This window comes from Sediminivirga luteola, from assembly GCF_014639315.1.
GTDB classification, from domain to species: Bacteria; Actinomycetota; Actinomycetes; order Actinomycetales; family Brevibacteriaceae; genus Sediminivirga; species Sediminivirga luteola.
The window spans coordinates 146,733-172,068 of the sequence record NZ_BMFY01000002.1 but is presented as its reverse complement, the minus strand read 5'-3'; the positions used below and the strand labels follow the sequence as shown (position 1 = coordinate 172,068).

General features: G+C 68.9%; 24 protein-coding genes, 1 tRNA gene and 1 riboswitch. Of the genes, 18 read left to right on the top strand and 7 right to left on the bottom strand.

Going from position 1 to position 25,336, the window contains the following annotated elements; translation table 11 throughout:
• The first annotated feature begins 52 nt into the window (after positions 1–52).
• From IEW13_RS02560 to IEW13_RS02525, 8 genes are all read left to right on the top strand, one after another.
• A complete protein-coding gene (locus IEW13_RS02560; protein ID WP_188549358.1) occupies positions 53–1,111 on the top strand; it encodes an LLM class flavin-dependent oxidoreductase in 1,059 nt (352 codons plus the stop codon).
• On the top strand, positions 1,101–1,877 hold the full coding sequence (locus tag IEW13_RS02555; RefSeq protein ID WP_188549357.1) for an alpha/beta fold hydrolase: 777 nt from the start codon (positions 1,101–1,103) through the stop codon (positions 1,875–1,877). The genes IEW13_RS02560 and IEW13_RS02555 overlap by 11 nt, the downstream gene beginning before the upstream one ends.
• Positions 1,861–2,274 carry a carboxymuconolactone decarboxylase family protein gene (locus IEW13_RS02550; RefSeq protein WP_188549356.1) on the top strand — a complete coding sequence of 138 codons (414 nt, stop codon included), beginning with the start codon at positions 1,861–1,863 and terminating at the stop codon, positions 2,272–2,274. Before IEW13_RS02555 ends, IEW13_RS02550 begins: the two co-directional genes overlap by 17 nt.
• 78 nt (positions 2,275–2,352) lie before the next feature.
• Entirely contained in the window at positions 2,353–3,402 is a 1,050-nt protein-coding gene (locus IEW13_RS02545) for an ABC transporter substrate-binding protein (protein WP_188549355.1), read from the top strand.
• Positions 3,399–4,283, top strand: coding sequence for an ABC transporter permease (locus IEW13_RS02540; RefSeq protein WP_188549354.1), 885 nt, complete (start codon positions 3,399–3,401; stop codon positions 4,281–4,283). The genes IEW13_RS02545 and IEW13_RS02540 overlap by 4 nt, the downstream gene beginning before the upstream one ends.
• 31 nt (positions 4,284–4,314) lie before the next feature.
• The gene (locus tag IEW13_RS02535) at positions 4,315–5,094 is read left to right on the top strand and encodes an ABC transporter permease (RefSeq protein ID WP_229744911.1); all 780 of its coding nucleotides are present in this window, start codon (positions 4,315–4,317) and stop codon (positions 5,092–5,094) included.
• 55 nt (positions 5,095–5,149) lie between these two features.
• The gene (locus tag IEW13_RS02530; RefSeq protein WP_188549352.1) at positions 5,150–6,250 is read left to right on the top strand and encodes an ABC transporter ATP-binding protein; all 1,101 of its coding nucleotides are present in this window, start codon (positions 5,150–5,152) and stop codon (positions 6,248–6,250) included.
• Between the two features lie 62 nt (positions 6,251–6,312).
• The gene (locus IEW13_RS02525) at positions 6,313–7,794 is read left to right on the top strand and encodes an aldehyde dehydrogenase family protein (protein WP_188549351.1); all 1,482 of its coding nucleotides are present in this window, start codon (positions 6,313–6,315) and stop codon (positions 7,792–7,794) included.
• 44 nt (positions 7,795–7,838) lie between these two features.
• Here the strand turns inward: IEW13_RS02525 and IEW13_RS02520 are convergent, their stop codons facing one another.
• Positions 7,839–9,005, bottom strand: a complete 1,167-nt coding sequence (locus tag IEW13_RS02520) for an ROK family transcriptional regulator (protein WP_188549350.1) — start codon at positions 9,003–9,005, stop codon at positions 7,839–7,841.
• Between the two features lie 130 nt (positions 9,006–9,135).
• Between IEW13_RS02520 and IEW13_RS02515 the strand changes: the two genes are divergently transcribed.
• The 6 genes from IEW13_RS02515 to IEW13_RS02490 all read left to right on the top strand — a co-directional run bounded on the left by IEW13_RS02515 (position 9,136) and on the right by IEW13_RS02490 (position 14,015).
• Positions 9,136–10,203 (top strand): substrate-binding domain-containing protein, encoded by a 1,068-nt coding sequence (locus IEW13_RS02515; RefSeq protein WP_188549349.1) that lies wholly within the window; start codon positions 9,136–9,138, stop codon positions 10,201–10,203.
• Positions 10,204–10,240: 37 nt separating this feature from the next.
• Positions 10,241–11,239 carry an ABC transporter permease gene (locus tag IEW13_RS02510; RefSeq protein ID WP_188549348.1) on the top strand — a complete coding sequence of 333 codons (999 nt, stop codon included), beginning with the start codon at positions 10,241–10,243 and terminating at the stop codon, positions 11,237–11,239.
• Positions 11,236–11,982, top strand: coding sequence for an ATP-binding cassette domain-containing protein (locus IEW13_RS02505; RefSeq protein ID WP_188549347.1), 747 nt, complete (start codon positions 11,236–11,238; stop codon positions 11,980–11,982). The genes IEW13_RS02510 and IEW13_RS02505 overlap by 4 nt, the downstream gene beginning before the upstream one ends.
• A gap of 55 nt (positions 11,983–12,037) precedes the next feature.
• Positions 12,038–12,928, top strand: coding sequence for a sugar phosphate isomerase/epimerase family protein (locus tag IEW13_RS02500; RefSeq protein ID WP_188549346.1), 891 nt, complete (start codon positions 12,038–12,040; stop codon positions 12,926–12,928).
• Positions 12,929–12,930: 2 nt separating this feature from the next.
• The gene (locus IEW13_RS02495; protein ID WP_188549526.1) at positions 12,931–13,671 is read left to right on the top strand and encodes a nucleoside/nucleotide kinase family protein; all 741 of its coding nucleotides are present in this window, start codon (positions 12,931–12,933) and stop codon (positions 13,669–13,671) included.
• A gap of 256 nt (positions 13,672–13,927) precedes the next feature.
• Positions 13,928–14,015 (top strand) — tRNA-Ser (locus tag IEW13_RS02490).
• A 205-nt stretch (positions 14,016–14,220) separates the two neighbouring features.
• Here the strand turns inward: IEW13_RS02490 and IEW13_RS02485 are convergent.
• The 4 genes from IEW13_RS02485 to ribD form a co-directional block, all read right to left on the bottom strand.
• Positions 14,221–14,925 carry an ABC transporter ATP-binding protein gene (locus tag IEW13_RS02485; RefSeq protein ID WP_188549345.1) on the bottom strand — a complete coding sequence of 235 codons (705 nt, stop codon included), beginning with the start codon at positions 14,923–14,925 and terminating at the stop codon, positions 14,221–14,223.
• Positions 14,922–15,794 carry an ABC transporter substrate-binding protein gene (locus IEW13_RS02480; protein ID WP_188549344.1) on the bottom strand — a complete coding sequence of 291 codons (873 nt, stop codon included), beginning with the start codon at positions 15,792–15,794 and terminating at the stop codon, positions 14,922–14,924. Before IEW13_RS02480 ends, IEW13_RS02485 begins: the two co-directional genes overlap by 4 nt.
• Before the next feature lie 369 nt (positions 15,795–16,163).
• Entirely contained in the window at positions 16,164–16,976 is an 813-nt protein-coding gene (locus IEW13_RS02475) for an ABC transporter permease (RefSeq protein ID WP_188549343.1), read from the bottom strand.
• 56 nt (positions 16,977–17,032) lie between these two features.
• Positions 17,033–17,138: riboswitch (TPP riboswitch) on the bottom strand.
• 212 nt (positions 17,139–17,350) lie between these two features.
• Positions 17,351–18,436, bottom strand: a complete 1,086-nt coding sequence (ribD, locus tag IEW13_RS02470; RefSeq protein WP_188549342.1) for a bifunctional diaminohydroxyphosphoribosylaminopyrimidine deaminase/5-amino-6-(5-phosphoribosylamino)uracil reductase RibD — start codon at positions 18,434–18,436, stop codon at positions 17,351–17,353.
• Between the two features lie 143 nt (positions 18,437–18,579).
• Here ribD and IEW13_RS02465 point away from each other — a divergent pair, with 143 nt between their 5' ends.
• Genes IEW13_RS02465 through IEW13_RS02455 form a run of 3 tightly spaced genes read left to right on the top strand, consistent with a single transcriptional unit; the run spans position 18,580 to position 22,087 of the window.
• A complete protein-coding gene (locus tag IEW13_RS02465; protein WP_188549341.1) occupies positions 18,580–19,875 on the top strand; it encodes a sensor histidine kinase in 1,296 nt (431 codons plus the stop codon).
• Complete coding sequence (locus IEW13_RS02460; protein ID WP_188549340.1) at positions 19,863–20,507, top strand: response regulator transcription factor; 645 nt, start codon at positions 19,863–19,865, stop codon at positions 20,505–20,507. The genes IEW13_RS02465 and IEW13_RS02460 overlap by 13 nt, the downstream gene beginning before the upstream one ends.
• Positions 20,508–20,524: 17 nt before the next feature.
• Positions 20,525–22,087, top strand: a complete 1,563-nt coding sequence (locus tag IEW13_RS02455; protein ID WP_188549339.1) for a DUF4097 family beta strand repeat-containing protein — start codon at positions 20,525–20,527, stop codon at positions 22,085–22,087.
• A 35-nt stretch (positions 22,088–22,122) separates the two neighbouring features.
• Here IEW13_RS02455 and IEW13_RS02450 read toward each other — a convergent pair whose 3' ends face one another.
• Both IEW13_RS02450 and IEW13_RS02445 read right to left on the bottom strand, forming a co-directional pair.
• Positions 22,123–23,460, bottom strand: a complete 1,338-nt coding sequence (locus IEW13_RS02450; RefSeq protein WP_188549338.1) for an MFS transporter — start codon at positions 23,458–23,460, stop codon at positions 22,123–22,125.
• Between the two features lie 68 nt (positions 23,461–23,528).
• The gene (locus tag IEW13_RS02445; protein ID WP_188549337.1) at positions 23,529–24,371 is read right to left on the bottom strand and encodes a hypothetical protein; all 843 of its coding nucleotides are present in this window, start codon (positions 24,369–24,371) and stop codon (positions 23,529–23,531) included.
• 282 nt (positions 24,372–24,653) lie between these two features.
• Here IEW13_RS02445 and IEW13_RS02440 point away from each other — a divergent pair, with 282 nt between their 5' ends.
• A complete protein-coding gene (locus tag IEW13_RS02440; RefSeq protein ID WP_229744882.1) occupies positions 24,654–25,229 on the top strand; it encodes a nitroreductase family protein in 576 nt (191 codons plus the stop codon).
• Positions 25,230–25,336: the final 107 nt, after the last annotated feature.

The window sequence follows — 25,336 nt, the reverse complement described above, 5'->3', positions numbered from 1 at the left end:
TTTGCGGGCGAGAAGACGAGGCGAGGCGACTCGCGAAGAAAGGAACCAAGCGATGAGATTTGCGCTCATGGTCGATCTCGGCAGGACGACACCGGAGCTCTCGATGGAGGAGAACCTCGCTCAGATCCTAGAAATCGTGCAGACTGCCGAGGACTGCGGGTTCGAGATGATCTTCGTCGGCGAACATCACGGGCACGAGATGACCATCGCGCCAGGGCCGTTCACCCTGCTGACCTATCTGTCCCAGCACACCCGGCACGTACGTCTGGGCACCGCAGTACTCTGCGCGCCGTACTGGCACCCGGTCCGGCTCGCCGGAGAGGCAGCGCTCTTCGACCTCATCTCCGGGGGCCGGCTTGAACTCGGGCTGGGCCGCGGCGCATATCCCTACGAGTTCAGCCGCATGGCTGGCGGAATTCCCCCGGAAGTCGCACGCGAACAGCTCGGGGAACTCGTTCCGGCCCTGCGCGGTCTCTGGCGGGGAGACTATGCCCATGACGGGACCATGTGGAAGTTCCCCGAGACCACATCGACGCCGCGGCCGCGGACGCCGGAGGGACCCCCGCTGTGGATCGCCGCACGGCACCCCGACGGATTCCGCATGGCTGTGGAGAACAGAGCGCACCTCATGGTGAATCCGCTCGGTCAGGGGATCGAGGAGGTGCGCTCTCTGCAGGAACGCAGACTGGTGGCGCTCCGCGAGTCGGACAGCGCGTTCGAACCCCAGATGATGGTGCTTCGCAGCACGTTCGCCGCGGCTTCCGCCGCAGCGGTAGATGTGGCGGTCGACGCGTATATCCACGATTCGGGTTACTTCGACAACCTCTTCGCCACCGACGGCGAAGTCAAGAACGGCTGGGTCGCTTTCCGCGATCCCCGAGTGCACGGTGCTCCGGAGAAATCCGACCGCGAACTGATCAAGCGGAACCAGATGTTCGGAACAGTTGAAGAGATTCTGCCGCGACTGCGCGAATACGAAGAGACCGGCACCGATGTCTATCTGTACAAGGTGATGGACGGTTTGCCACACGCGGCGAGCCTGGAGTCGGTGCGGCGCTTCGGCGAGGACGTGATCCCGCGGTACCGGAACGAGTACAGCGATGCGGCCTGAAGTACGGCACAACGTCCATGTCCGTCAGGTGCTGGGGGAGGGCGTGCCGATCGTCCTCATTCACGGGGTGAGCTCGAGCGCGGATGTCTGGGCCGGAGTCCTCCCGGCGCTGCCTCCGGATCGTCCCATCGTCTCGTACGACCTGCGCGGGCACGGCCGATCACCTCATCCGCCTCCGCCATGGAGCATCGACGACTTCGTCGCCGACCATCTCGCGATCCTGGACGCGCTAGGGATCAAGGCTGCGGACACAGTGGGGTTCTCCCTGGGCGGTCTGATCGCGCAGGCAATCGCCATTGAACACCCGGAGCGGGTCCGCCGGTTGGTCGTCGCCGGCTCGATTGCGGGGCGCACCGAAGAGGAGAAGGAACGTGTGCTCGCCCGGCTGGACCGGATCGAACGGCTGGGGCCGTACGAGGTCGCCAAGGAGAGCGTCGAACGGTGGTTCACACCCGAATACGTCGCCGCTCATCCAGGGGTCCATGACCAGGTGCTGTCCCGGATGAAGGAACTCGACCCGGTCAGCTACGCGGCGGCGTACAGGGTTCTGGCCACCACTGATCTGGCTGCGGAGCTGCATCGGATCTCCGCGCCCACCTTGGCGGTCACCGGGAGCGGAGACGTCGGGTCGCCGCCGCATATGTCCGAGCGCATCGCGGCCACTGTGCAGCAGGGCCGGAGCGTGATCATCGACGGAGCCAAACACAGCGTGCTGCAGGAAGCACCAGAGAGGATTGCCGAGGTCATCTATGAGCACATCAACTGAGGGATCAGTCGAACGGCCGCTGGTCGAAGCGGGTATGAGAGTGCGGCGGCAGGTGCTCGGCGACGAATACGTCGACGCTGCATTGGCCTCTTCAGACGCGCTGACAGAAGCGTTCCAGCCGTTCATGACGAACTACTGCTGGGGGGAGATCTGGACGGACCAGACGCTCCCGTTGCGCGAACGGAGCCTGCTGGTACTCGCTGTCACGGGTGCGCTGGGACGTATGGCGGAGTTCCGGATCCATACCCGCGGTGCGCTCAGGAACGGTATCACTCCCGAGGAGCTGCTGGCTGTGCTGAAGCAGCTCACGGTTTACGGCGGCGTGCCCGCCGGAGTCAGCGCGCTCAAAGTCATGCGCGAGGTCATCGCGGAGTTCCAAACGGAGGCCGCGAACTAACGAAGGCCGGCCGGAGATTTCGGTACTGCCGGGGGGAGTTGGGAGAGGAACATGCCAAAGACCACACAGAGGACAGCGATGAGCGTGCTGGCGGCCGCTGCAGCCAGCACGTTGCTCTTCGGCTGCGCGGGCGGGTCCGCCGGGACGGACTCGGATGTGAGCCTGACGGTGGTGACCTGGGGCGGGACAACCGAGGAAGGCATCGCCCAGTCCGTCGCCGAGCCGTTTACCGACCGCACCGGCATACCGGTGCAGCTGGTCAATCCGGTCGACTACGGCCAGTACGCCGCCCAGATACAGCAGGACCAGGTCACCTGGGACATCGTCGACACCGAGGGCTGGTTCAACGAGCAGAACCCTGACTGGTGGGCACCGATCGACCGGGACATCGTGCAGTACGACGATGCGGATGTCATTCCGATCCCCGGGATGGAGCTTGAAGACCGGAACCTGGAGTACCGGGTGCCGACGTCGTCGTATTCGTTCACCATCGCATACCGCACCGATCACGACGGTCCGCACCCGACCACATGGGAGGAGTTCTTCGACACGGAGGCGATCCCGGGTGCCAGGGCGGTCTACAACTGGCCCTACGGCATGCTTGAAGTCGCGCTCCTCGGTGATGGGGTGCCCTTCGAGGAGCTCTACCCCCTCGATGTGGACCGTGCCTTCGAGAAGCTCGACAGCGTGCGAGACGATCTCGTCTTCTGGAACTCCGGCGCGGAACTGCAACAGATGATGACGACGGGCGAAGCACCCTTCGCCTATGCCTGGAACAACCGGATCACCGTGCTGGAGAAGGACGGGGTTCCGGTGACCAATGAGTGGAACGAGAACCTTCAGGACGCGGGGGGCCGGGTGGTGCCCCACAACGCCCCGCACCTGAACGAGAGCATGGAGTTCCTGGGCGTATACATGGAACCGGAACCGAATGCCCAGATGGCACAGACCACCGGATACAGTCCGGGCCTCCAGAGCGCTTTCGATCTCATACCGGATGAGGAAAAGCCGTATTACAACGTCTATCCGGAGAACCTCGAACAGGCCGTAGGCGCAATCGACCACGAATGGTGGGGCGAGAACTACGACGAGGTCACCCAGCGTTGGCAGGAGTGGGCCGGGCAGTGACTGCCACGATGACTCCCGCGCCGCCCACGACCTCGCAGGAGAACCACCGGGTGCCCTGGCGTCACCGTCAGGGCGCCTGGTGGGCGTCGCCAGCCCTGCTGTACGTCCCGGCGCTGGCGCTCATGGTCCCGGTCTTCGTGATCCCCACCCTGGTGATGCTCTCCTTGAGCTTCACGAGTGAACCGGGTGGGTTGCACTGGTACGTCCAGGCGTTCCAGTCCGACCTGGTGCGTGCGGTATTGATCAGGAGCTTCGCCATCGCGTTCACCGTTACGGCGATCTCACTCCTGATCGGGCTGCCGTACGCTGCCATAGCGCGCCGGGCGCCTCGCCCGATCGCCAACGTCCTTTACGGGGCCATCGCAGCTTCGCTGTTCTTCAGCGTCATCGTCCGCGCCTACGCCTGGCTCTCTATCCTGGGACACGGCGGGCCGGTGCAACTAGCGCTTCAGTGGCTGGGTATCGACACGGACGGCTTGAGACTGGTGAACAGTCCCTTCGGCGTGGTGGTCGGCATGGTCCAGTACGGCGTGCCGTTCATGGTGCTGGCAATCGCCGACGTCATGCGGCGCACCGATGACAACCTCGAACGAGCGGCTGCCACGCTCGGCTCCGGTCCTGTCCATCGGTGGATTCATGTGAAACTGCCGATGCTCAAACCGGGCATCGTCGCCGGCGTCACCATCGTCTTCGTGACGACCCTGGGCTACTACATCATCCCGGCGATCCTCGGATCCCCGCGGGAAATGATGATCGGTGAACTGATTGGCTCCCAGGTCGGTACCACGCTCAACTGGGGATACGGTTCCGCCCTGGCCAGCATTCTGCTGGTGCTCACCGGACTGGCGCTATGGCTGCTGAACCTGTTGGGTCGGAAGTGAGAGGCCGCCGATGAAACCACGCCCAGTGACCATGGCGATCGGCATCGTGTTCGGATTGCTGGTCGCCGCCTACCTGATCGTCCCTACGCTGACCGTCATCCCGATGGCGTTCAGCACGAGCCGGTTCCTCGAGTTCCCGCCTCCTGGCTATTCCACGGAATGGCTGACCAGGTTCTTTCAGGACAGCTCCTGGACTGATGCGCTCGTGCGCAGTTTGGTCGTGGCTGGCAGTGCTGCCGCGATCGCGACTCCGTTGGGCACCTTGGCCGCCTATGCAATTGTGACCGCGGCGCGCCGGGCTAACCGGCTGGCCGAACCGATCCTGATGATGCCGATGATGGTGCCTGTCGTCATCTCCGGTTTCGGGCTGTATCTTGTGACGCTCCTCTTACGTACCCCCGGCAATCTCGGGGTGGTGGTGCTCGCGCACGCGGGACTGGCGATTCCATTCGTCGTCATCACCGTGACGGCTTCGTTGCGGTCCTTCGATTTCCGTCTGGTTCGGGCCGCACGCGTCCACGGGGCGAGCGCTGCCGGTGCCTTCTTCCGGGTCGTCCTTCCCGTGATCGGCCCAGGCGTCGGGGCCGGCGCCCTCATGGCGCTCATGGTGTCCCTCGATGAGCCCGTCGTGTCCATGTTCATCGCCGGCGACACCGCTCCCACGCTGCCGGTGCGAATGTTCGGCAGCATCACCTACGAACTGAACCCGCTCGTACCGGTGGCAGCTTCCGTACTCACAGTGGTCACCCTGACCCTGCTGGTCGGATCTCTGCTGTTGACTCGGCTGACGCGTCGCAGAACCGCGGTATGACGTTGGTCAACCCACTTCATCCGCTTGCGTTCCCCTGCTCAGAGAGGAAAATGCCATGACAGCGACTGCCACCCACGCGGCTCGTCTAGAGCTGAGCGATCTGAAGAAGCTCTACGGCGACATCGCGGCCGTGGAACAGATCGATTTGACCGTCGAACCCGGCGAGTTCGTCACCCTGCTAGGGCCAAGCGGCTCTGGCAAAAGCACCACCCTGGGCATGGTGGCCGGATTCGAGACGCCTACCTCCGGCACGATTCGTCTCGGGGAAAGGGACATCACGCGCCTGGTCACGCACAAACGCAATCTGGGCATGGTCTTCCAGGGATACGCGCTATTCCCCCACATGACGGTCTTCGAGAATGTCGCTTTCCCGATGAAGCTGCGCAAGGCGTCCAAACACCAGACCCGCACGGCAGTAGGTGAAGCGCTCGAAGCTGTCTCGCTGGGACATCTGGCCGACCGCAAACCCAGTCAGCTCTCGGGTGGTCAGCAGCAGCGCGTTGCTTTGGCGCGGGCTTTTGTCCACCGTCCGCCGATCCTCCTGATGGACGAGCCGCTCAGCGCACTCGACAAGGCATTACGGACGCAGATGCGTGACGAGATCCGCCGGTTGCACCGGGAACTCGGCACCACCGTGCTGTTCGTCACGCACGATCAGGAGGAGGCGCTGAGTCTGAGCGATCGCATCGTGGTGATGTGTGACGGCCGGATATCTCAGGTCGGTACTCCGACCGAGATGTACGAGAGCCCGCAGAACGAGTTCGTGTCCGGTTTTCTGGGAGCAGCGAACTTCCTCAGCGGCACGCCCGAACATGTGGCCGCAGGGACAGTCGGTGGAGTCCGGCTGGGCAACGGGCAGAGGGTGTGCGGCCGTGCCACCGTGGATGTTCCCTCCGGATGCACGGCACGGATCGTGCTGCGGCCGGAGGACGGACAGCTTGGTGGCGCACCTTCGCCGGACTGGAACGAATTCCGTGTGACGCTGACCGAACTGGTCTATCTCGGTGAACGCATCAAGGCGACCGGCAAGCTGGAGAGCGGGGAAGAGTTGAGCTTCTGGGTGTCCCATCACCAGGCCGGCCAGGTGGCGATCGGGAGGCAGCTTGTGCTGTCCTGGCCGCATCGGCGCACCGTCCTGATCGAGTCACCGGCCTGAACCCATTGATCGTGCACAGGCTGTCCCTCTGAGCGGCCGGCCGCGAACCGAAGGAGCGCACCATGCCATTGCTTCCCGACACCCACCTCCATGCGCCCGAGCCGCCTGTTCGCGACTGGCACATGATTATCGACGGCCAGCCCGTGGCTGCGGAGGGCAGTCGCGACATCATCGACCCCGGTACCGGACGGCCGATCGCGAGAGTGCCGGAAGGGAATGCCACAGACGCTGACCATGCCGTCGAGGCGGCCAGGCGGAGCTTCGACGAGGGAGCGTGGCATCGTCAGCCGGCTGACGTCCGCGGGCGTGTGCTCTGGCGGATCGCGGATCTACTGGAAGAGCGGGCGGACGATTTCGCCCTCGTTGAAGCGATGAACCAGGGTGCTCCCCACCGCGTCGTCCGCGGTGGCTTCATCGCCGAAGCCGCACGCGTGTTCCGCTACTATGCGGGGTGGGCGGACAAGGTCGGCGGACGCTCACTCGATCTGCAGCGACGCGGACTGGACCTGCACGCTTACACGCACAAGAAGCCCGTCGGGGTGGTCGCGCTGATCACTCCATGGAACTCGCCCTTGGGAATGGCGGCATGGAAGGTCGCGCCGGCGCTCGCGGCGGGGTGCAGCTGCATCGTCAAGCCCGCCGAACTCACTCCGTTGACGACGATCATGCTCGCCGAACTCGCCCGCGAAGCCGGACTTCCCGACGGTGTGCTGAACGTCGTCACCGGGGATGGGGCGGTCATCGGCGCCCGCCTGGCGGAACACCCCCAGGTCGACAAGGTGGCCTTCACCGGCTCCACCGACGTGGGTAGGGCCATTGTGCGCGCGGCTACCGGAAATCTGAAGAAGGTGTCCCTGGAGCTTGGCGGTAAATCGCCGGTCCTGGTCTTCGGCGATGCCGATGTCGATGAGGCCGTTGCCGGTGCCTCCGCCGCCATCTTCTCCAACGCCGGCCAGGTGTGCACGGCCGGTTCCCGGCTCTTCGTGCACGACTCTCTCTATGAGGAAGTCGTCGCCGGAGTCGCGCGCCGGGCGGAGGAACTCAAGGTCGGCTACACCTTCGATCCTGAGTCCGAGATGGGGCCGCTCATTTCCCAGTCTCAGCGTGACACCGTGATGGGGTACATCGAATCCGGGGTGGCAGAAGGCGCCACGATTGCGGCCGGCGGCCGTCAGGGCGGGCCTGGCTTCTTCGTCGAACCGACCGTCCTGGCCGACAGTCGTCCGTCGATGAAGGCGGTGCGGGAGGAGATCTTCGGACCGGTGGTCGCGGCGCTCCGGTTCTCCACCCTCGACGAGGTGCTTCACGCGGCCAACGACAGCCCGTACGGACTGGCTGCCTCGGTGTGGACACGGAACGTCAAGACCGCGCACCATGTGGCCTCACGGCTCCGCGTGGGCCGGGTCGGCATCAACGTTCATGGCCTCCCTGATGTGACGATGCCCACCGGCGGGTTCAAGGAGTCTGGTTGGGGCCGCGAACTCGGGCCGGAAGGACTGGAGCTCTTCCTGGAGACCACTTCGGTGTTCACCAACCTCAGCTGATCCGTCCCCGGCCCCTGCAACCGCCCCCCCACCGGCTCCCCGCCTCAGCCGCCGGCCCGTTCCAGCACCTCGCCCAGACGTTCGGGTTCCAGCGCCCACCGGATCGCCTGATCGGCCAGCCCGGTCACGCCCACCTCATTGGGTCGTTCGCTCGTGCGGATGGACAGGGATCTGGTCGCCAGCGGGAGGGACCGGGCGGCGACGTGCTCGCGGATCCCGGACAGCAGGTGCTCGCCGGCGACGGCGAGCTGCCCGGCCACGACGATCTCGGAGGGGTTGAGCAGGCTCACGGTCTGCGCCAGGCTGGCCCCGAGCACTCGCCCGGCAGCGCGCACCCGGGCGATCGCGCGGGGTTCGCCGGCGGTCAGGAGGGCGGTGACGTCGCCCACGGACTCCACGTCGAGGCCCTCGGCCGTGAGGTCCCGCGCGATCGCCCAGCCGCCGGCGTAGGCCTCCACGCAGCCGGCCTTCCCGCAGCGGCACAGCGGGACATCGGCCTCATCGGCCGGCGCGTAGGTGTGCCCCAGGTCCCCCGCGGCGCCGCGTGCGCCGCGCAGGATCGAGCCGTTGGCGACGATGCCGGCGCCGACGCCGGTTCCCACCTTCACCAGGACCAGGTCGGCGTAGCCACTGACGGTGTGCTCGCCCCAGGCCATCGCATTGGCGTCGTTCTCCACCAGAAGCGGGACGCCCAGGCGCGGACCCAGGACGGCGGGCACTTCCAGGCCGTCCCAGCCGGTCATGATGGGCGGCGAGACGATCCTCCCGTTCGGCTGCTCGACGGGTCCGGGCAGGCTGATCGCCGCCGCCCAGGGGCGCGCCGCCGCTGCGCGGCTGGGGAGCGTGTCGAGTGCCTCCGTGACGGCGTCCAGCACGGGTTCGGGGCCGGCGCCGATGACAACGGGCACCTGGGACTGCGCCAGGATCCGTCCGCCCAGATCGCACTGGGCCAGGCGCGCGGCGGAAGCGCCGACGTCGGCGATCAGCAGCGTGCCCGCATCGGACCGGAACTCGAACCGCGCGGCGGGCCGCCCGCGGGCTCCGTTCTCACTGCCGGCCTCCGCGACCAGCCGGTGCTCGAGCACCTCGTCCAGCCGGCTGTTGACGGTGGCCCGCGCCCAGCCGGTCCGCACACCGATCTCCGCACGTGTCAGGGGCCCGGCGGCACGCAGTAGTCGGACAAGATCGGCAGCGCCGTCACTCAACCGCATGCCGTCTTCTCCTTCCGCTGCTTTTGCTAGAGACTAGTGGCCGCCCTGATCAGAAACAACTCCCATTATGCCTATTGACGAGACAAGATCGGAAGATTAATGTCTAGCTGAAGTCAAAAAGGGAGGCGCAATGAAGCGTTCAGTTCGCAGCATCCAGGCTGCCGGTACTCGTAGGACCGCACGGACCGCCGCACGCACCGCGGTCGCGGTCCTGGCACTCTCACCCCTCGCCCTGGTCCAGGCCTGCGGCGGCGGAGGGCAAGACGGTGATCCGGGCGACGGTCAGGGCAGCGACCAGGTGGCCGCCGTCATCAAGGGCCTGGACAACCCGTTCTTCCAGACCATGCGCGACGGCATCCAGGAACAGGCCGAAGCCGATGGCCTCACCGCGGAGATCCAGGCGGCGCAGGACATCACCGACACCACGGGTCAGGCCGAGCGCCTGAGCGCCCTCTCGCAGCAGGACTTCGGCTGCTTCATCGTCAACCCGATCTCCGGGAACAACCTGGTGCAGGGCCTGGCGCCCGTCTCCGCGCAGGACATCCCGGTGGTCAACATCGACCAGCCGGTGGACGCCGATGCCGCCGCGGCGGCCGAGGTGGACATCGCCACCTATGTCGGCACCGACAACGTCGACGCCGGCCGACTCGGCGGCGAGCACATGGTCGACGTCCTCGACGGTGAAGGCACGGTGGCCATCATCGGCGGCATCGCAGGCGACCAGACCAGCAACGACCGCATCGCGGGCTTCACCGAAGCCGCCGAGGGCGATCTCGACCTCCTGCCCGTCGTCGCCGCCGACTGGGACCGGCAGGAAGCACTCACCCGCGCCACCGACCTCCTCAACGCCAACCCCGATCTGGCCGGCTTCTTCGCCGCGAACGACGATATGGGCCTCGGGATCGCCCGCGCCGTCGCCAATGCCGGCAAGACCGGTGAGGTGAAGGTCATCAGCGTTGACGGCAACCCGGAGGCGCTGGACGCTGTGGAGGCCGGCGATCTGGAGGCCACCGTCGCCCAGTACCCCTACACCGTCGGCCAGCTCGGCGTCCAGGCGTGCGAGGCGCTCATGAACGGCGAGGACGTGCCCGAGACGGTCGTCTCACCCGTGGCGGTCGTCTCCGCGGACGTCGCAGGCGAAGCCAAGGAGGCGTTCCCGGCGCCGTTCGAGGACTTCGACAACCCGTTCGGCTCGTGACAGCCTGCCCGGATCGTAAGGAGCGAAAACGGCACCCATGACCGCAGCGACGCGGCAGGCCACCGCCAACCAGGCCCCCGACACCCCCGCATCCCCCGGCTGGAAGCGCTTCCTGCCGGAGTCCGGCCGCTGGGCCGAGTGGGCGGCGCCGACGGGCCTGGTGGCCCTCGTGATCGTCTTCACCGCCCTGAACCCCGGGTTCCTGGGCTACGGCAACGTCCAGGCGATGCTCGCGGCCTCGGCCATCCTGATCATCCTCTCGGTGGGACAGACCTTCACGGTCGCCACCGGAGGCATCGATCTCTCGGTGGCCTCCACCATGACCTTCAGCGCCATCATGTTCGGCGTCGGTTTCGGGGCGGGCTGGCACATCGCGCTGTGCTGCCTGCTGGCGGTGGCCTCCGGTCTGGCCTTCGGCGCCCTGCAGGGAGCCATCATCGGCTACGGGCGGATCACCGACTTCATCGTCACCCTCGGCGGCCTGTCGATGGCCTCCGGTCTGGCGCTCGTGGTGTCCGACGGTCAGCCGCAGACGGTCGTGGACCGCTTCATGCTCCGGCTCTCCACCGGCAGCATCGGGCCGGTCGGGTACATGGTGCTCGCGGCCCTGGTGATCGCCGTCCTCGCCCATGTGCTGCTCTTCCACACCAGGTTCGGCACCCACGTCCTCGCGGCCGGGGGATCGGCGGAGGCCGCCACCGCCACCGGCATCGACGTCCGCCGGATCAAACTCGCGGTGTACACCCTCAGCGGCACCCTCGCGGGCATGGCGGCGATCCTGCTGGTGGCACGCATCGGCGCGGCCGAACCCGCCGCCAATACGCAGTTCCTGCTCAACGCGGTCGCTGCAGTGGTGCTCGGCGGGGTGGCGCTCGCGGGTGGACGCGCCACCATCGCCGGCCCGGTGTTCGGCGCGCTGCTGCTGACCGCCCTGACCAACGGCCTCACCTCGCTGGGCGTCTCGCAGTACTACCAGCCCGTCGCGGTGGGCGCCGTCGTCGTCCTCGCCGCCTTCGTCTCGAGGTATCAGAAATGACCAGTGAACTGGTGACCGTACGCGGTCTGAACCTGTCTTTCGGCAATGTCCGTGCCCTGCGCGATGTGGACATGAGCCTGGCGGAGGGCGAGATCACCGCCATCGTCGGGGACAACGGCGCAGGCAAGTCCACGCTGGTGCGGTGCCTGTGCGGCGTGCACCGAGCCGACTCCGGCGAGATCGTCTTCGATGGCCGGACCGTGTCCTTCTCCTCCCCGGAAGAGGCCCGCCACGCCGGCATCGAGACCGTCCACCAGAACCTCGCTCTGGTGGAGGATCTCACCGTCTGGCAGAACCTCTTCCTCAACCGCGAGCTGACCAAGGGGTTCGGCCCGTTGCAGGTTCTGGACCGCAAGGGCATGCGTCGTCAGGCGGAGGAGATGGTCTCCGCGCTCGCGGTGAACGTGCCCGCCGTCGGGGCCAGGGTACGCCGGCTTTCCGGCGGGCAGCGGCAGGCGGTTGCGATCTGCCGTGCCGCGGGTTTCAGCTCGCGCCTGGTGATCATGGACGAGCCCACCGCCGCGCTCGGCGTTCAGGAGACCGAGCGGGTGGAGACGCTGATCCGTTCCCTGCGCGAGGACGGCCACGCCGTCCTGCTCATCAGCCACAACTTCGATCAGGTGATGCGCCTGGCCGATCAGGTCTGGGTGATGCGCTCGGGCCGCTGCGTGGCCGGCCGCCGCACTGCGGAGACCAGCGCCGCGGAGATCGTCAGCCTCATCACCGGGGCTCTGGCCGCCTGAAGGGCTCGATTGCTGTGACATTCTGTGAACCACGAACGACTAGGAGCACCACGCGATGACGTCCATCCCCATGCGCAATCCCCTCGGCATTCACGCGCTCGTCTGGGAGGGCGGTACCAGCCCGGAGGAAGTCCGCCGCGCCGTGACCGCCACGCGCGACGCCGGCTACGACCTGCTGGAGCTCTCCCTGCACGATGCCGTCTCGCTGGACGCCGCCGATGCCCGGGCCGCGCTGGACGAGGCCGGCCTGCAGGTGGCCTGCTCGCGGGGTCTGGCATTCGACGCCGATGTCTCCAGCGAGGATCCCGCCGTCGTGGAGCGCGGGGCAGCCCTGCTGCGTCAGTCGCTGGACATCGTGGAGGCGCTCGGCGGACGGTATCTCACGGGCGCGCTCTACTCCGCGCTGGGCAAGTACCCCACGCCGCTGAGTGCGCGCGGCCGGGCCAACGCCGTCGGCGTCCTGCGCGAGCTCGCTGCGGAGGCCGCTGGCCGGCACGGCGGAGAGGGCATCGCCCTGGGACTGGAGATCTGCAACCGGTATGAGACGAACGTGGTGAACACCGCCCGCCAGGCACTCGCCCTGGCCGACGACATCGGCGCCCCGAACGTCGTGATCCACCTCGACACGTACCACATGAACATCGAGGAGGACGATCTGGTGCGGCCCGTCCACGAGGTCGGCGACCGGCTGGGATACGTGCACATCGGAGAGAACCATCGCGGCTACCTGGGCTCGGGATCGCTGGACTTCACCGCGTTCTTCCATGCGCTCGCGGACATCGGCTACACCGGGCCGATCACCTTCGAGTCGTTCTCCTCCGCCGTCGTGGCCGAGGGGCTGTCCAATGATCTGGCCGTCTGGCGCGACCTCTGGGACGACGGCATGGACCTGGCCCGTCACGCTCAGGGGTTCATGCGGGCGGGCTTGCAGGCGGCCGGCCGGTGACGATGCAGTATCCGGGCTCCGTCGCAGGAGGCGGTGAGTCTGGAGGCGAAGAGCTGCCCGGACGCGCTGCTGGGTTTGACGCACTCGTCGCCCGGGCGGCTGCTCTGATCGCCGACGCGGGCCACAGCAGGGTAGTCCTGGGAATCTGCGGTCCGCCCGGCTCCGGTAAGACCACGCTGGTCCTGGCGCTCGCGGCGGCACTGTCCGCCGATGGGCGGCTCGGCGCCGAGGCGGTGGCGCATGTGCCGATGGACGGTTTTCACCTGGCCGATGCGGAGCTGCGGCGGCTGGGTCTGCTGGAACGCAAAGGCGCCGCGGCCACCTTCGACCCCGCCGGTTACGCCGCTCTGCTGCGGAGGCTGCGCGGCGGCGAGGACGGGATCGTTTATGCCCCGGCGTTCGAGCGGGACCTGGAGCAGCCGCTGGCCGGCGCGATCCCGGTGCTCCCGTCTGCCAGGCTGATCCTCACCGAGGGGAACTACCTGCTGCGGGATGAAGGGCCGTGGCGCGCTGTGCGCACGCAGCTGGACGAGACGTGGTTCTGCTCCGTCGACCAGCAGGCGCGCCGGGCCCGGCTGGTCGAGCGGCACGAACGGTTCGGCAAGTCCCCGGCCCAGGCGCGCGCCTGGGTGCGCGAGGTGGACGAGGCCAACGCCCGGGAGATCGACGCCACGGCAGGCACGGCCGATCTCGTCGTGCCCGAGCATGCCATCGACGAGGCGTATCGGGTTCTCGCCGGGTGACGGAGGGCGAGAGGGACTGACTAGACATTCCGCCGGTCAGGAGATCGGAGCAAGACGCGTTGCCGTCCGGTCCGTGGTTGGCGAGCTCATGGCCGGTGCCTCACATGGACCGGCGGACGTGCCACGGTCGTGGGAGCAGCTACGGGCATTCAGATGCGCCAGGAGCGCGACATGCTCGATTCGGGATCGGACGCCGCTCCGGAAGGGGCGGTGCTCTGGTTCGAAATGTCGCGGGATGCGCGGTAGGATTACCGGCGGTGGCGTGTCCGAGCGGCCGAAGGTGCAACACTCGAAATGTTGTGTACGGTAACCCCGTACCGTGGGTTCAAATCCCACCGCCACCGCGTTGTGAAAGTCCCGGGACGTCGTGTGATCGATGTCCTGGGACTTTCGCATCTCCGGTCACGGGGGTGCTGAGCCCCTGAAGATCCCGAAAACTCACGGCTGTTCCACTTTCCCACCGCGGATCTCCAGGGGGTTTTCGAAACAGTCCTGGGTTTTGCTTGGCAGGGTGCGCCGGTATTGCGGCACGGGCCTGTGTCCGCCGCGCTACGGGCCGGCGGGCACTCCCAGCCGCTCCAGCAGGATGCGGCTCAGCTCGGCCTCGCCGGGGAAACCGATCGGCCGCGGACGCCTTCCCGGAACCGGGACCTGCATCGCGACCCGTCCCTCATCCAGCACGACGACGCGGTCTGCCAGTCGCAGCGCCTCGCCGACGTCGTGGGTCACCATCACCACCGTCCAGCCGGACTCCGCGGCCAGCCGCGCCACCAGCGACTGCATCTCCAGGCGGGTCAGCGCATCGAGCGCTCCGAACGGTTCGTCCAGGAGCACGAGTTCGGGCCGGCGGACCAGCGCCCGCGCCAGCGATGCTCGCTGCGCTTGACCGCCGGACAGCGTGAGCGGCCAGGCCTTCGCCCACCCCGCCAGATCCACATCGGCCAGCGCCCCGGCCACAGCCTGGGCACGGCCCTTCTTCGGCAGACCGAGCCCGACGTTCTGCTCCACCGTGACCCACGGAAGCAAGTGGGGTGCCTGGAACGCCATGGCACATCGGCCGCCGGCCTCGATCCGCCCGGCATCGGGGCGGTCCAGCTGAGCCAGCAGCCGGAGCAGCGTCGACTTACCCGTCCCGGACCGGCCGATGACCGCCAGGAACTCCCCGGCGTCGATGTCCAGGTCCAGCCCGCGCAGCACCTGCCGCCCACCGAACGCTCGATGCGCACCGCGCACGACGATTCGTGCCGGGCTCATGACTCCGCGCCCGCATCGAACAGGTGCTCGCTCAGATCCGGTACCGACTCGATGAAGCCGTACCGCACGAGCTGCTCGGCGAGCTCCTCCAGCTCGGCGGCATTGGCGGGGTTCAGCGGCTCGATCCGCGGCACGGAGTACCCGCCGATGATCTCGATCTGCTCGGGCGCGGCGCCCAGCTGCTCATAGGCCGAGGTGATGACCGATGGATCGGCTTGCGCCCGCTCCGACTCCGTCGCTAGAGCCCGGTAGGCCTCACCGACGATCTCGGGGTGCTGCCTGGCGAAACCGGTGGAGGCGAAATGGATGGACCAGTTGAGCGAGCCGATCTCGTCCCCGGCCGCCAGCACCGTCGACCCGGGGGAGGCCTGAGCCGCCGCGAAATACTGGTCGTAGGTGGCCCAGGCGTCCACCCGGCCGCTGCTGAACGCTGCCGCCGACTCCCCCGCTGCGATATGCACGATCTCCACCTCGTCGATGTCCAGGCCGGCGTCCTCGAAGGCGCGATGCAGCAGGTAGTCGCCCGTACCGCCGGCTGAGCCGACGTTCACCGTCCGGCCGCGCAGATCGGCCAGGGACTCGATGCCGCTGCCGGGAGCGGCGACGATTCCCTGGCTGTCCCCGGAGTAACGCTCCAGCGCGAAGGCGGTGAAATCGCTGCCGGATGCCACCATCGTGACGAAGTGCGCGGTGCCGGTGGAGCTGGCATCGGCCCGGCCGGCCTGCACCGCGGCGTAGGCGTCGGCCGGGACGAAGGGCCCGAGGTACTCCGCTCCCGCCTCTCCGCCGGACGCTTCGTCAAGAGCGGCGCCGAGCCGGTCGTCGTCGGCGGCGATGGTGAGGTAATTCGCGGTGGACAGCTCAGCCACTCGCAGGGTTGGTGCCTCTGCGTTCGTGCTGCTTGCCTGGCACGCGGCCAGCGCGAGGCTGAGCGCAGCGACCACTGCGAGCGCACGGACCCGGCGTATCCGAACCCGGGGCGTCCGGTGTGACTCGAATCTGCCGCCATCTGCACGGCGAGGAGCTTCACCCGCGCGGCGGCGACGAGCGTCGACGGGATCCGCGCCAGGGGCCGTGGCCTTTGGCGGGATGCAGATGCGGTGGCCACGGCGGAGAGGATCTGCGGTGCCCATGTGAGGGTCCTTCCGGATGAGATGCGGGAATCGGATGAGATGCGGGAATCGGATGAGATGCGGGAGTCGCATGAGGCGCGAGGATCGGCGGGACGTTGAGCGGGATCAACCGCCGGAATACGCGTTGCGCCAGCGCAGCAGCCGCCGTTCGAGCAGTTTCACGAGCGAATCCGTGAGCGCGCCCAGCACGCCGTAGACGACGATGACCAGCAGTACCGTCTCCGGCCGCGCGTACTGCTGCCCCTGTTCCAGCAGGAAGCCCAGGCCCGTCCGGGTGCCGATCACCTCCACCGTCACGAGCGCCACCCAGGCGATACCGAGGGAGAACCTGAGGCCGGTGAGCACCTGGGGCAGCGCGCCCAGCAGCAGCACCTGCCCGGCGATCCGGGCGCGCGAGAGCCGGTACACCCGCGCTACATCGACCAGATTCCGGTCGACATCGCGGATGCCGGCGAATGTGTTGATGTACAGCGGGATGGCCACGGCGTAGGCGATGACGATGATCTTCATCGGCTCGCCCACACCCAGGGCCAGGACGAAGAGCGGCGTCAGCGCGGTGAACGGCACGACCCGCAGCATTTGCATCGGCCGGTCGACGAGGGCCTCGCCGTAACGGGACAGCCCCGCGCCGACGCCGAGCAGCAGACCGGTGAAGGTGCCCAGCGCCACGCCCGCGGCGACCCGGCCGAGACTCGCCAGGAGAGCGGCACCCAGTGCGCCGGAACGGAACAGCGCCTCGCCGCGAGCCCAGACCGCGGTGGGGGAGGGCAGCGCTGCCGGAGCTAGGCCCAGCGCCGTGACGGCCGTCCATGCGGCAAAGACCGTCGCGATGACGGTCCAGGACAACAGCAGGAACAGACCAGGCCCGATGCCGGTGTGCCCCGGCACCGAACGACGTGACGGCGTCGCCTGTGACATGCGCTCCTCCCTGCACCTGTACGGGTGCACGGCGAACGCCCCATGCCGCGCCTGCGACGACGCGGTCCGGTGACTTCCTGCGCTGGCATGACCCAGATCAGGTTCGACGGTCGGAATTCTCCCTCTCAGCCCGGCCGTAACCGGGCTCCCGTGCACTGCGAGCCATCCTAGCAACCACGAGATGCGCAGCCATCCGGCGGCTGCGCCGGCCGGTGTGCCCACCCCCGTCTGCGCTCTTCAGGGATACGCGGCGGAGTGCTGGGGCGGTGCCGGAATCGTCGATGACGAGCGGCACCAGGCTTGCCGATGCGCACGAGGACCGCCGGCACGTGCGGCGCTTGAGTGAGGCTCCGGGCCGTGAGGTGCTGATGTCCTCACCCTGGCTGCAGATGCCACCACAGATCGTCACCGAGCTGACGGACCGGTCCACCGCCGGCGGGATCCGGGGAGAACCGCAGCCCGTCTGCGAGGGTGCCGATGCCGAGGTCCGCCAGTGCCGGCAGACCCCGGCCCAGTAGCAGCGGCGCCTGGTGCAGGGAGAACTCGTCGACGAGGTCCTCCCGCAGGAACGCCGCCGCTACCTGGGCGCCGCCTTCGACCATCACGTGCCTGACGCCACGGGAGTAGAGCACGTCGAGCGCCTCCCGGGGGTCACGGGTGCGCAGCAGCACCGCCGCCGGAGCCTCCTGGCCAGCGCCGCGCAGCACGGCCGCCCCGGCAGGCACCGGCCGCAGCCCCATCACGGCGCGCAGCGGCTGCCCGGGCAGCAGCGTCCCGGCCGGGTCCCGTGCGGTCAGGCTCGGATCGTCGGCCAGGACGGTGCCGGTGCCGACCAGCACCGCATCGGCCCGGGCCCGCAGCTCGTGGGCGTGCCTGCGTGCCTCCGGCCCGGTGATCCACTGGCTCGTGCCGTCGGCGGCGGCGATGCAGCCATCGGCCGACTGGGCCAGTTTCAGGGTCACGAACGGCCGGGGCTCACGCACCGCCGCCTGCCACCTCCGGTTGAGCGCGCGAGACTCCTCGGTCAGCACTCCGCTGCGGACCTGCACCCCGGCGTCCCGCAGCGTGCGCGCACCACCGGCAGCGACGGCATGGGGGTCATCGGCGGCGTACACCACCCGGCGGATGCCGGCGTCGATGATCGCCTGCGTGCACGGTCCCCGCCTGCCGGTGTGATCGCAGGGTTCCAGGGTCACCACCAGGGTGAGCGAGGCGATCTCGGCTGCTCCGGCGAGCTCCGGCAGCCGCGCCAGAAGCGCCGCCTCGGCGTGGGCGGTTCCCGCCCCCCGGTGGTGGTCCGTGCCCAGGAGGGCGCCATCGGCGGTCAGAAGAGCCGCGCCCACCAGCGGGTTGGCACCACGCGGGCCGAGCCCGGCCGCCGCGAGGGCGGCGCGCATGGCGGCGTCCAGCGCGGCTTCCGCTGGGAACCCCGCGGGGGACGGTGCAGTGGTCTCCGGCATCGCTCCTCCTGGCACAGATCGTCTCGGGGCCCGATGCGCGCCCGGTACGTGCGACCCCCGCAGCCGGGCGGGGGATTACCCCACCTCAACTCTACGGTCAGCAGTCTCGTTGCCGGCGGCCGTAGGCGAATAGCGTGAGAGGCATGATGACGACAAGGCCCTCACGACCCGGGTTCATGGGCGTGTTCAATGTGATCACCAGCGGTGTGCTGGCGGTCGTCTGGCTGTGGCTGCCGGTGGGTCTGCTCACCGGCGGGTTCTCCAGCCTCTTCTTCGGCCTCGGCGTGCTGCTGCTGGTCGCCTGGGTCTACGTGATGCGGGGTGCCATCTGGTTCGAACGCCACCGCGCCCAGGCCGTCTACGGCGGCGAACTGCGCGTGCCGGCTCCCCGCCGCAGCCGCCGCGAAGGATTCGTCGCCTGGCTGCACGAGCTCTGGCTGACGGTCTCCAGCGGGGACTTCTGGCGCGGCGTCGCCTACCACCACCTCACGCAGCTCCTGGGCCTGCTCATGCTCGCCCTGCTGATCTGCGGCGTGGCGGTCGGCGCCGCCTGCATCGTGGTCTTCCTCAACCCCTCCTTCGACCTCGTCACCCAGTTCGGCTTCGACATCGGCACTGCCGCGCTCGGCTGGGCCCTCCTCGGGCTTGGCGTGATCCTGCTCCCCGTGGCGCTGGTCCTGCTGTGGTTCTCCGCCTACCTGGACCGCTGGATGGCGCTCTCAATGCTGGGCACCACCAAGGCCGAGGAACTGGCCAAGGAGGTCACCAGCCTGGACCAGGCGCGGGTCGGCGCCGTCGACGCCGCCGCCGCCGAGCGCAAACGGATCGAACGCGATCTGCACGACGGGGCACAGCCGCGCCTGGTCGCGCTCAGCATGACCCTGGGCCTGGCCAAGACCAAGCTGGACACGGAACCGGAGCGCGCTCGCGAACTGATCGAGGAGGCGCACTCCGAATCCAAGGCGGTCGTCTCCGAGCTGCGCCGCCTGGCCCGTGGAATCCACCCGGCCGTACTGACCGACCTGGGCCTGGACGCGGCGCTGTCCGCCGTGGCCGCCCACTCCCGGGTGCCGGTCGACCTCCAGGTGAACCTCAGCGAACGTCCCGGCCGGGAAGCGGAGTCCATCGCCTACTTCGTCGTCTCGGAGGCGCTGACGAACATCAACAAGCATGCCGGTGCCAGCACGGCACGGGTGCGCATCCACGCCGCCGGTGACCCGGGCGACCCCGACGACGCCGGAGGCTCTGTGACCGGACGCCGGCTGGTCGTCAGCGTGAGCGATGATGGCATCGGCGGTGCGCGGATCGTCCGGGACGGCGCCAGCACCGGCCTGGCCGGACTGCAAGCCCGCGCGCTCGCCGCCCGCGGCACGTTCACCCTGACCTCGCCTGCGGGCGGCCCGACGACACTGGTGGTGGAAATCCCATGCGAATCCTGATTGCCGAAGACGCCGCCGTGCTCCGCGCCGGCCTGGAACGCCTGCTCGTCGACGCCGGCCACGAGGTGGTGGAGGCGGTCTCCGACGCCACCGGCCTGCTGGACAAGGTGAACGAACACCAGCCGGACCTGGCCATCATCGACGTCCGGATGCCGCCGACCTACACCGACGAGGGCATCCGCGCGGCGGTCCTGATCCGCAAGCAGAACCCGGAGGTCGGCGTGCTGGTGTTCTCCCAGTACGTGGAGGAGCGTTACGCCGCGGAGCTGATCTCGGAGAACACCGGCGGCTTCGGGTACCTGCTCAAGGACCGCGTCGCCGATGTCGAGGAGTTCCTCAAGGCCGTCGACTCCGTCGGGAACGCCGGCACCGTCCTGGACCCGGAGGTCGTCACCCAGATCCTGGTGCGCTCGCGCCAGCAGCGGGACCTGAGCGCGCTCAGCGGCCGGGAGCGCGAGGTGCTGCAGCTGATGGCGGAGGGCCGCTCCAACCACGCCATCTCCGAGGCGCTGTTCATCAGCCCCGGCTCCGTGGAGAAGCACATCAGCTCGATTTTCACCAAGTTCGATCTTTCGCCCGAGGACTCCAGCAACCGGCGCGTGCTCGCCGTGCTGAAGTTCCTCGAGGCATGACGCGAGAGGCCCCTGCCATGAACGAGAACGAGACGGCCCAGACCACGCCGCAGCACCGCCCTGCCGGTCCTGCGGCGCTGCCTGCTCCGCCCCGCTATGCGCCGGAGCCCGCCGGGACGGGAGCCACGCGAGTGCTGGATCCCGCCGGCGTGCCGCATTCCGGTCTCGCCACGACCCCGACCCAGGCGCTCACCGGCCAGACGCAGGAGCTCACCGGTCAGACCCAGGTGCTGGACGCCGATGCAGGCCTGCCCGATCCGGTCCTCGCACCGGCCGCCGCCCCCGGCGCGCCGATGCGGGCGGCCGCCGCTGAAGAAGGCCCGGGCACCCCGGCCCCTGGAACCGGCCACCCGGGCGCCTCCGGACCGGCTCTCGCCGGCGCGCCCGGGCCGCACGGTCCGGGCACACCCGGCCAGGCGCCGCTCGGCCACACCCCGGCCAACCCCATCGCCGGTCAGCTCCCCGGTGCGCCTGGCGGCTCGGGCGGATCCGGCGTGCCCGGTGGCACCGGCGGCTTCGGCGGACCCGGCGGCCCGCAGCACCCCGGCGGTCCAGGCGGTCCAGGCGGCCCGCAGGGACCCGCGGCAGGACCACCGCCCGGCGACCGGGAGCCGCCCTACACGCAGGGCCGTCCCACCGTGCTGGAGCAGAGCTCCGGGGGTCGCGCCGGTATGCGTGCCCTGGTGGCGACTATCTCCGTGCTGACGGTGCTCATCATCCTGGCCGTCACGGCGGTCGCCACGACCATCGCGCTGATGATCCGCGCGGACACGGCCCGTGAGGTGCTCCCGACGGGGACCGAGAGCCTGAGCGTCGACGCCGGCACCGCGCAGGTCATCGTGACGCAGGGCCAGGGCTCCCAGCCGGTGGCGGAACTGCGTTCGGTCGGGTTCGCGCGCTCCACGGCGACCATGGCCGTCCAGGCGGACGGACCGGTCACCCGGGTCGTCATCGACGGCCCGGACGTCAGCGACCCCGCCGGGCGGCACTCGGAGCGCATCCTGTGGCTGCGCCTGCCGGAGGACTTCCGCAACGGCCTGGATCTGGACATCACCGGTGAGCGCGGCGCCATCGGCATCGCCGGAACCGGCTTCGGCGATGTCCGGGTGGAGGGCAGCGGTGCGCATATCGGCCTGCACGAGGGCAGCGCCGCGAACGTCGAGCTCAGCAACGAGACCGGGCCGGTCACGGTGAACCGCTTCGAGCTCACCGGCTCGCTCACGGTCTCCGCCGGCCGCGACATCGACGTCGAGCTCGATCCGACCATCCTGCCGACCGGACCGATCGAGCTGACGGCCGACGGGGACGTGACCCTGCTGGTGCCCGACTTCGGCGATCCGGCGCTCTACCGCATCGACGCCGAGGTCGCCTCCGGGGAGTTGCGCAACCGGCTGAGCGAGCGTGGCGGCGGCGGAGCCGAGCCGCCCGAAGGCGCGGAACCCGTCCGGATCGTCATCGACGCCTACAACGCGATCGTCAGCTACACCGGCGACGAGGATCCCTGGGCCGATGACTACTGGGACGGCGCCTGGGAGGACGACGAGTCCTGGGACGAGCAGGGCTCGGCCCGCTGGGGCTGAGCGCCCCTGCCCGCGGTCCCCGGCACCGTACCGGTTCAGGGCTGGGGATCGCGGGCGTCGTAAGCGGCGAAGGACCGCTGGGTGCGCATGAGCACGATCACCAGCGCCGTAATCACGAGCGCGCCCAGCAGCGGAGGCGCCCAGATGGCCAGCACCGTGGCCAGTACGCCCGCGTAGAGATCGCCCACCCGGGGCCCGCCGGTGACCACCACGATGAACACCCCCTGCAGACGGCCGCGCATATTGTCCGGCGCGGCCGTCTGCAGGATGGACTGCCGGAAGATCGCCGAGATGTTGTCCGCGGCTCCGGCTCCGGCCAGGGCGAGCAGGCCGGCTCCCAGGAGCAGCAGCCCGGCAAGGTCGATCCGTTCGCCCGCCGCCGGCAGCACCTCGGATTCGCGCAGCCACCAGGCCGCCAGCAGCGCGATCCCGAACACGCCGATGAAGGCGCCATAGGCATGCACGGCGCGCGCGGTCGCCCGTCCCTGCAGCCGGACGCCGGTGACCCGGCCGGAGAACAGGCTGCTGAGGACCGTGCCGACGGCGAACGCCGCCGTGAGCGCGCCCACCGTCACGGCGCCGCCGCCGAACGCCAGCGCGCCGGCGGCGGGGAAGACGACACGCGGCTGGCCGAAGGTCATGGCGATGATGTCGATCACGAACGACGCCCGTACGTTCGGGGCGCGCCGCAGGAACCGTGCCCCGTCGATCAGGGAGGCCAGGCCGGGGCGCATGACCTCGCCCTGGGGCGGCAGCTTGGGCAGTGAGAGGATCCCGATGAACGCGGCGCTGTAGAGCAGCACGTCGACGGTGTAGGTCCAGGCCAGGCCGATGCCGGCCACCAGCACGCCGGCCAGGGCGGGCCCAACCGTGATCGCCAGGCCCATCGCCAGTCCGTTCAGGGCTGCCGCCGCGGGGATCCGCGGGGCCGAGAGCAGCCGGGGGTACGCGGAGGTGCGCGTGGTCCCGACGATGGTGGTGCCCACGGCGTTCAGGACGGTCAGGCCGTACAGCCAGGTGATCGCGGCGGTGTCCTCCGCCGCCAGCCACGCCACCAGCGCGATCCCCGCGGTGGACAGCCAGGACAGCACAGCGAAGATGAGCAGGATGGCGCGGCGGTCGAAGGCGTCGGCGAGCATCCCGCCCCACAGCCCGGCCACGACGGTCGGGATCAGGGCGAACGCCGCCACGAGGGAGACGGCGAACGTGGATCCGGTCAGCTGATAGATGTGCAGGGACACGGCAACGATCGTCATCTGGCCACCGATGGCCGCGATGGAGTTGCCGATCCACAACCGGGCGAAGGCGGGGCTCTCCCTCAGCGGTGAGAGATCGACCAGCCGCGAGCGCCGCTCGGGGGCAGGTTCGGGCATGGACCCACTCTATGTCCGCTCTCCGGGGACGCCGCGCTCAGAGCGCCGTGCTGCTCAGAGAATCGTGCTCAGGGCGCCCGGGAACCATCGGGCCGGCGCAGCGGCAGCCCTGGTGCTCCGCCGCTCACCGTCAGCCGCAGGGCCACGGCGATGAGCAGGCTGGTGGCGAGCATCTCCCCGCCATCCTCGGCGATCGCCATGTAGTTCCGGATCCGCGGCACGTAGGTGATCGCCATCATGTGCAGCTGATCGAGCACGACGCCGGCGAAGAACAGCAGCGCGGTGGGGACCAGGAACGCCCAGTAGATCCACTTGGTGCGCCGGGTGCCCCAGAAGAAGCCCGCCACGAGTGGCACTCCCAGTACCAGTCCCGCGACCGCCAGGTAGACCAGTTCGCCGAAGTCCTGTCCGCGCAGGCCGAAGGCCGACTCCAGGCCGAGCGCATCGGCGATCCGGCCGCCCTGCATCTCGTGCCAGCGGAGCATGTCGGTGACCAGGAAGAACACGAAGAGGAACAGCCACATGGCGACCTGCCAGCACCGTTGCTCCACGGCGTAGTACGCGGTGAGGACGAACAGGAAGAGGAACTTGATGTACTGGAAGAACTCGGCGTGCCCTCGGTCCGTGTGCACCAGATACATGTGGTTGTCGTCGTTGTAATGCGCCCACACGTGCAGCCCCATGAAAGCGACATCCGCGGTGAGAGTCATCAGGAGCAGGAGGATGACGGCTCGCTGGCCCCGGAACAGCCAGCCGGGCAGGTCCCGCAGCCGAGCCGGCACGCCGGGGTCCGCGTCTGTTCCGGCGCCGGTGAGCGCATCGGTACCGGCGCGGTCCGTGGCGGAGGCGTGCTGACCGGTGTGCGTGGTCCGGTGCAGTCTGCCGTGCGCTGTCGCGCCGTCGTGTTCCATATCCGGGGCCTTCCTCGTCTCCCTGCGGGTGTGCAGGGCCTTGCATGCGCTGATCCTCCCGGAACGATACCCAGCCGTGATAAGGCGTTCATAAGAAGTTCTCTCAGACATCACCCGGTGGTAGTGCCGGTGTGATGTCCGTGACGGACCGTGACGCGGGGGATGAAACCGTGTGACGCGGAGGTTGTGCCTTTTCGTGCCGGGGGTGCAGGCTCGACCCGGCCTCGTAGGCAGTTCAGCCGAGCCGAGAGACGAAGGGACACACCAGTGACAGAAGCCGCCGTGACCTCACGCACCGCACCTGCGGACCACCCGATCCTCGACGTCCTTGCCGGACGCTGGAGCCCGCGCGCCTTCGACGAGACCGCGCCGGTGGATCCCGCCAAGCTCGATGCGGCGCTGGAAGCCGCGCGCTGGAGCCCGAGCGCGTTCAACGCGCAGCCGTGGCGTTTCATCGTCGGGCAGCGCGGGACGGAGACCTTCGAGAAGATCTTCGGCACGCTCGTCCAGTTCAACCAGGACTGGGCCAAGCGGGTCGGCGCGCTCATCCTCACGGCGGCGGAAGTCGGCGACGACCCCCGGACCCCGAACCTCATCGCCTACTACGACCTCGGGCAGTCTGTCGCCCATCTGAGCGTCCAGGCCCACGCCGACGGCCTCTACGTGCACCAGATGACCGGATTCGACGCGAATGCCGCTTCCGAGGCCTTCGAACTCCCCGCTGGCTTCGTGCCGGTGTCGGTGGTTGCTCTCGGTGAGGCTGGCAGCCCCGAGGTGCTGGACGGCGCCCTGCGCGAGCGTGAGAGCGCCCCGCGCGAGCGCAAGCCGCAGAGCGAGATAGTCCTGCGCCGGGAGTGAAGGCTGCGACGGCCGGTACCGCGCCACGGACACGGACGGGCCGCAGGCGCGCCTGAGGGTGTGATCGGCGCCGGAGCCCGGGGCTCCCGAGGAGAGCACTGGGCTCC

Excerpts from the sequence above, each read along its gene's own strand:
- IEW13_RS02460 (WP_188549340.1), top strand. The coding sequence starts at position 19,863 with ATGCGAATCCTGATTGCCGAAGACGCCGCCGTGCTCCGCGCCGGCCTG.
- IEW13_RS02455 (WP_188549339.1), top strand. The coding sequence starts at position 20,525 with ATGAACGAGAACGAGACGGCCCAGACCACGCCGCAGCACCGCCCTGCC.
- IEW13_RS02505 (WP_188549347.1), top strand. The coding sequence starts at position 11,236 with ATGACCAGTGAACTGGTGACCGTACGCGGTCTGAACCTGTCTTTCGGC.
- IEW13_RS02445 (WP_188549337.1), bottom strand. The coding sequence starts at position 24,371 with ATGGAACACGACGGCGCGACAGCGCACGGCAGACTGCACCGGACCACG.
- IEW13_RS02520 (WP_188549350.1), bottom strand. The coding sequence starts at position 9,005 with ATGCGGTTGAGTGACGGCGCTGCCGATCTTGTCCGACTACTGCGTGCC.
- IEW13_RS02465 (WP_188549341.1), top strand. The coding sequence starts at position 18,580 with ATGATGACGACAAGGCCCTCACGACCCGGGTTCATGGGCGTGTTCAAT.
- IEW13_RS02450 (WP_188549338.1), bottom strand. The coding sequence starts at position 23,460 with ATGCCCGAACCTGCCCCCGAGCGGCGCTCGCGGCTGGTCGATCTCTCA.
- IEW13_RS02475 (WP_188549343.1), bottom strand. The coding sequence starts at position 16,976 with ATGTCACAGGCGACGCCGTCACGTCGTTCGGTGCCGGGGCACACCGGC.
- IEW13_RS02530 (WP_188549352.1), top strand. The coding sequence starts at position 5,150 with ATGACAGCGACTGCCACCCACGCGGCTCGTCTAGAGCTGAGCGATCTG.
- IEW13_RS02495 (WP_188549526.1), top strand. The coding sequence starts at position 12,931 with ATGCAGTATCCGGGCTCCGTCGCAGGAGGCGGTGAGTCTGGAGGCGAA.
- IEW13_RS02500 (WP_188549346.1), top strand. The coding sequence starts at position 12,038 with ATGACGTCCATCCCCATGCGCAATCCCCTCGGCATTCACGCGCTCGTC.
- IEW13_RS02555 (WP_188549357.1), top strand. The coding sequence starts at position 1,101 with ATGCGGCCTGAAGTACGGCACAACGTCCATGTCCGTCAGGTGCTGGGG.
- IEW13_RS02515 (WP_188549349.1), top strand. The coding sequence starts at position 9,136 with ATGAAGCGTTCAGTTCGCAGCATCCAGGCTGCCGGTACTCGTAGGACC.
- IEW13_RS02550 (WP_188549356.1), top strand. The coding sequence starts at position 1,861 with ATGAGCACATCAACTGAGGGATCAGTCGAACGGCCGCTGGTCGAAGCG.
- IEW13_RS02535 (WP_229744911.1), top strand. The coding sequence starts at position 4,315 with ATGGCGATCGGCATCGTGTTCGGATTGCTGGTCGCCGCCTACCTGATC.
- IEW13_RS02485 (WP_188549345.1), bottom strand. The coding sequence starts at position 14,925 with ATGAGCCCGGCACGAATCGTCGTGCGCGGTGCGCATCGAGCGTTCGGT.
- IEW13_RS02560 (WP_188549358.1), top strand. The coding sequence starts at position 53 with ATGAGATTTGCGCTCATGGTCGATCTCGGCAGGACGACACCGGAGCTC.
- IEW13_RS02525 (WP_188549351.1), top strand. The coding sequence starts at position 6,313 with ATGCCATTGCTTCCCGACACCCACCTCCATGCGCCCGAGCCGCCTGTT.
- IEW13_RS02510 (WP_188549348.1), top strand. The coding sequence starts at position 10,241 with ATGACCGCAGCGACGCGGCAGGCCACCGCCAACCAGGCCCCCGACACC.
- ribD (WP_188549342.1), bottom strand. The coding sequence starts at position 18,436 with ATGCCGGAGACCACTGCACCGTCCCCCGCGGGGTTCCCAGCGGAAGCC.
- IEW13_RS02545 (WP_188549355.1), top strand. The coding sequence starts at position 2,353 with ATGAGCGTGCTGGCGGCCGCTGCAGCCAGCACGTTGCTCTTCGGCTGC.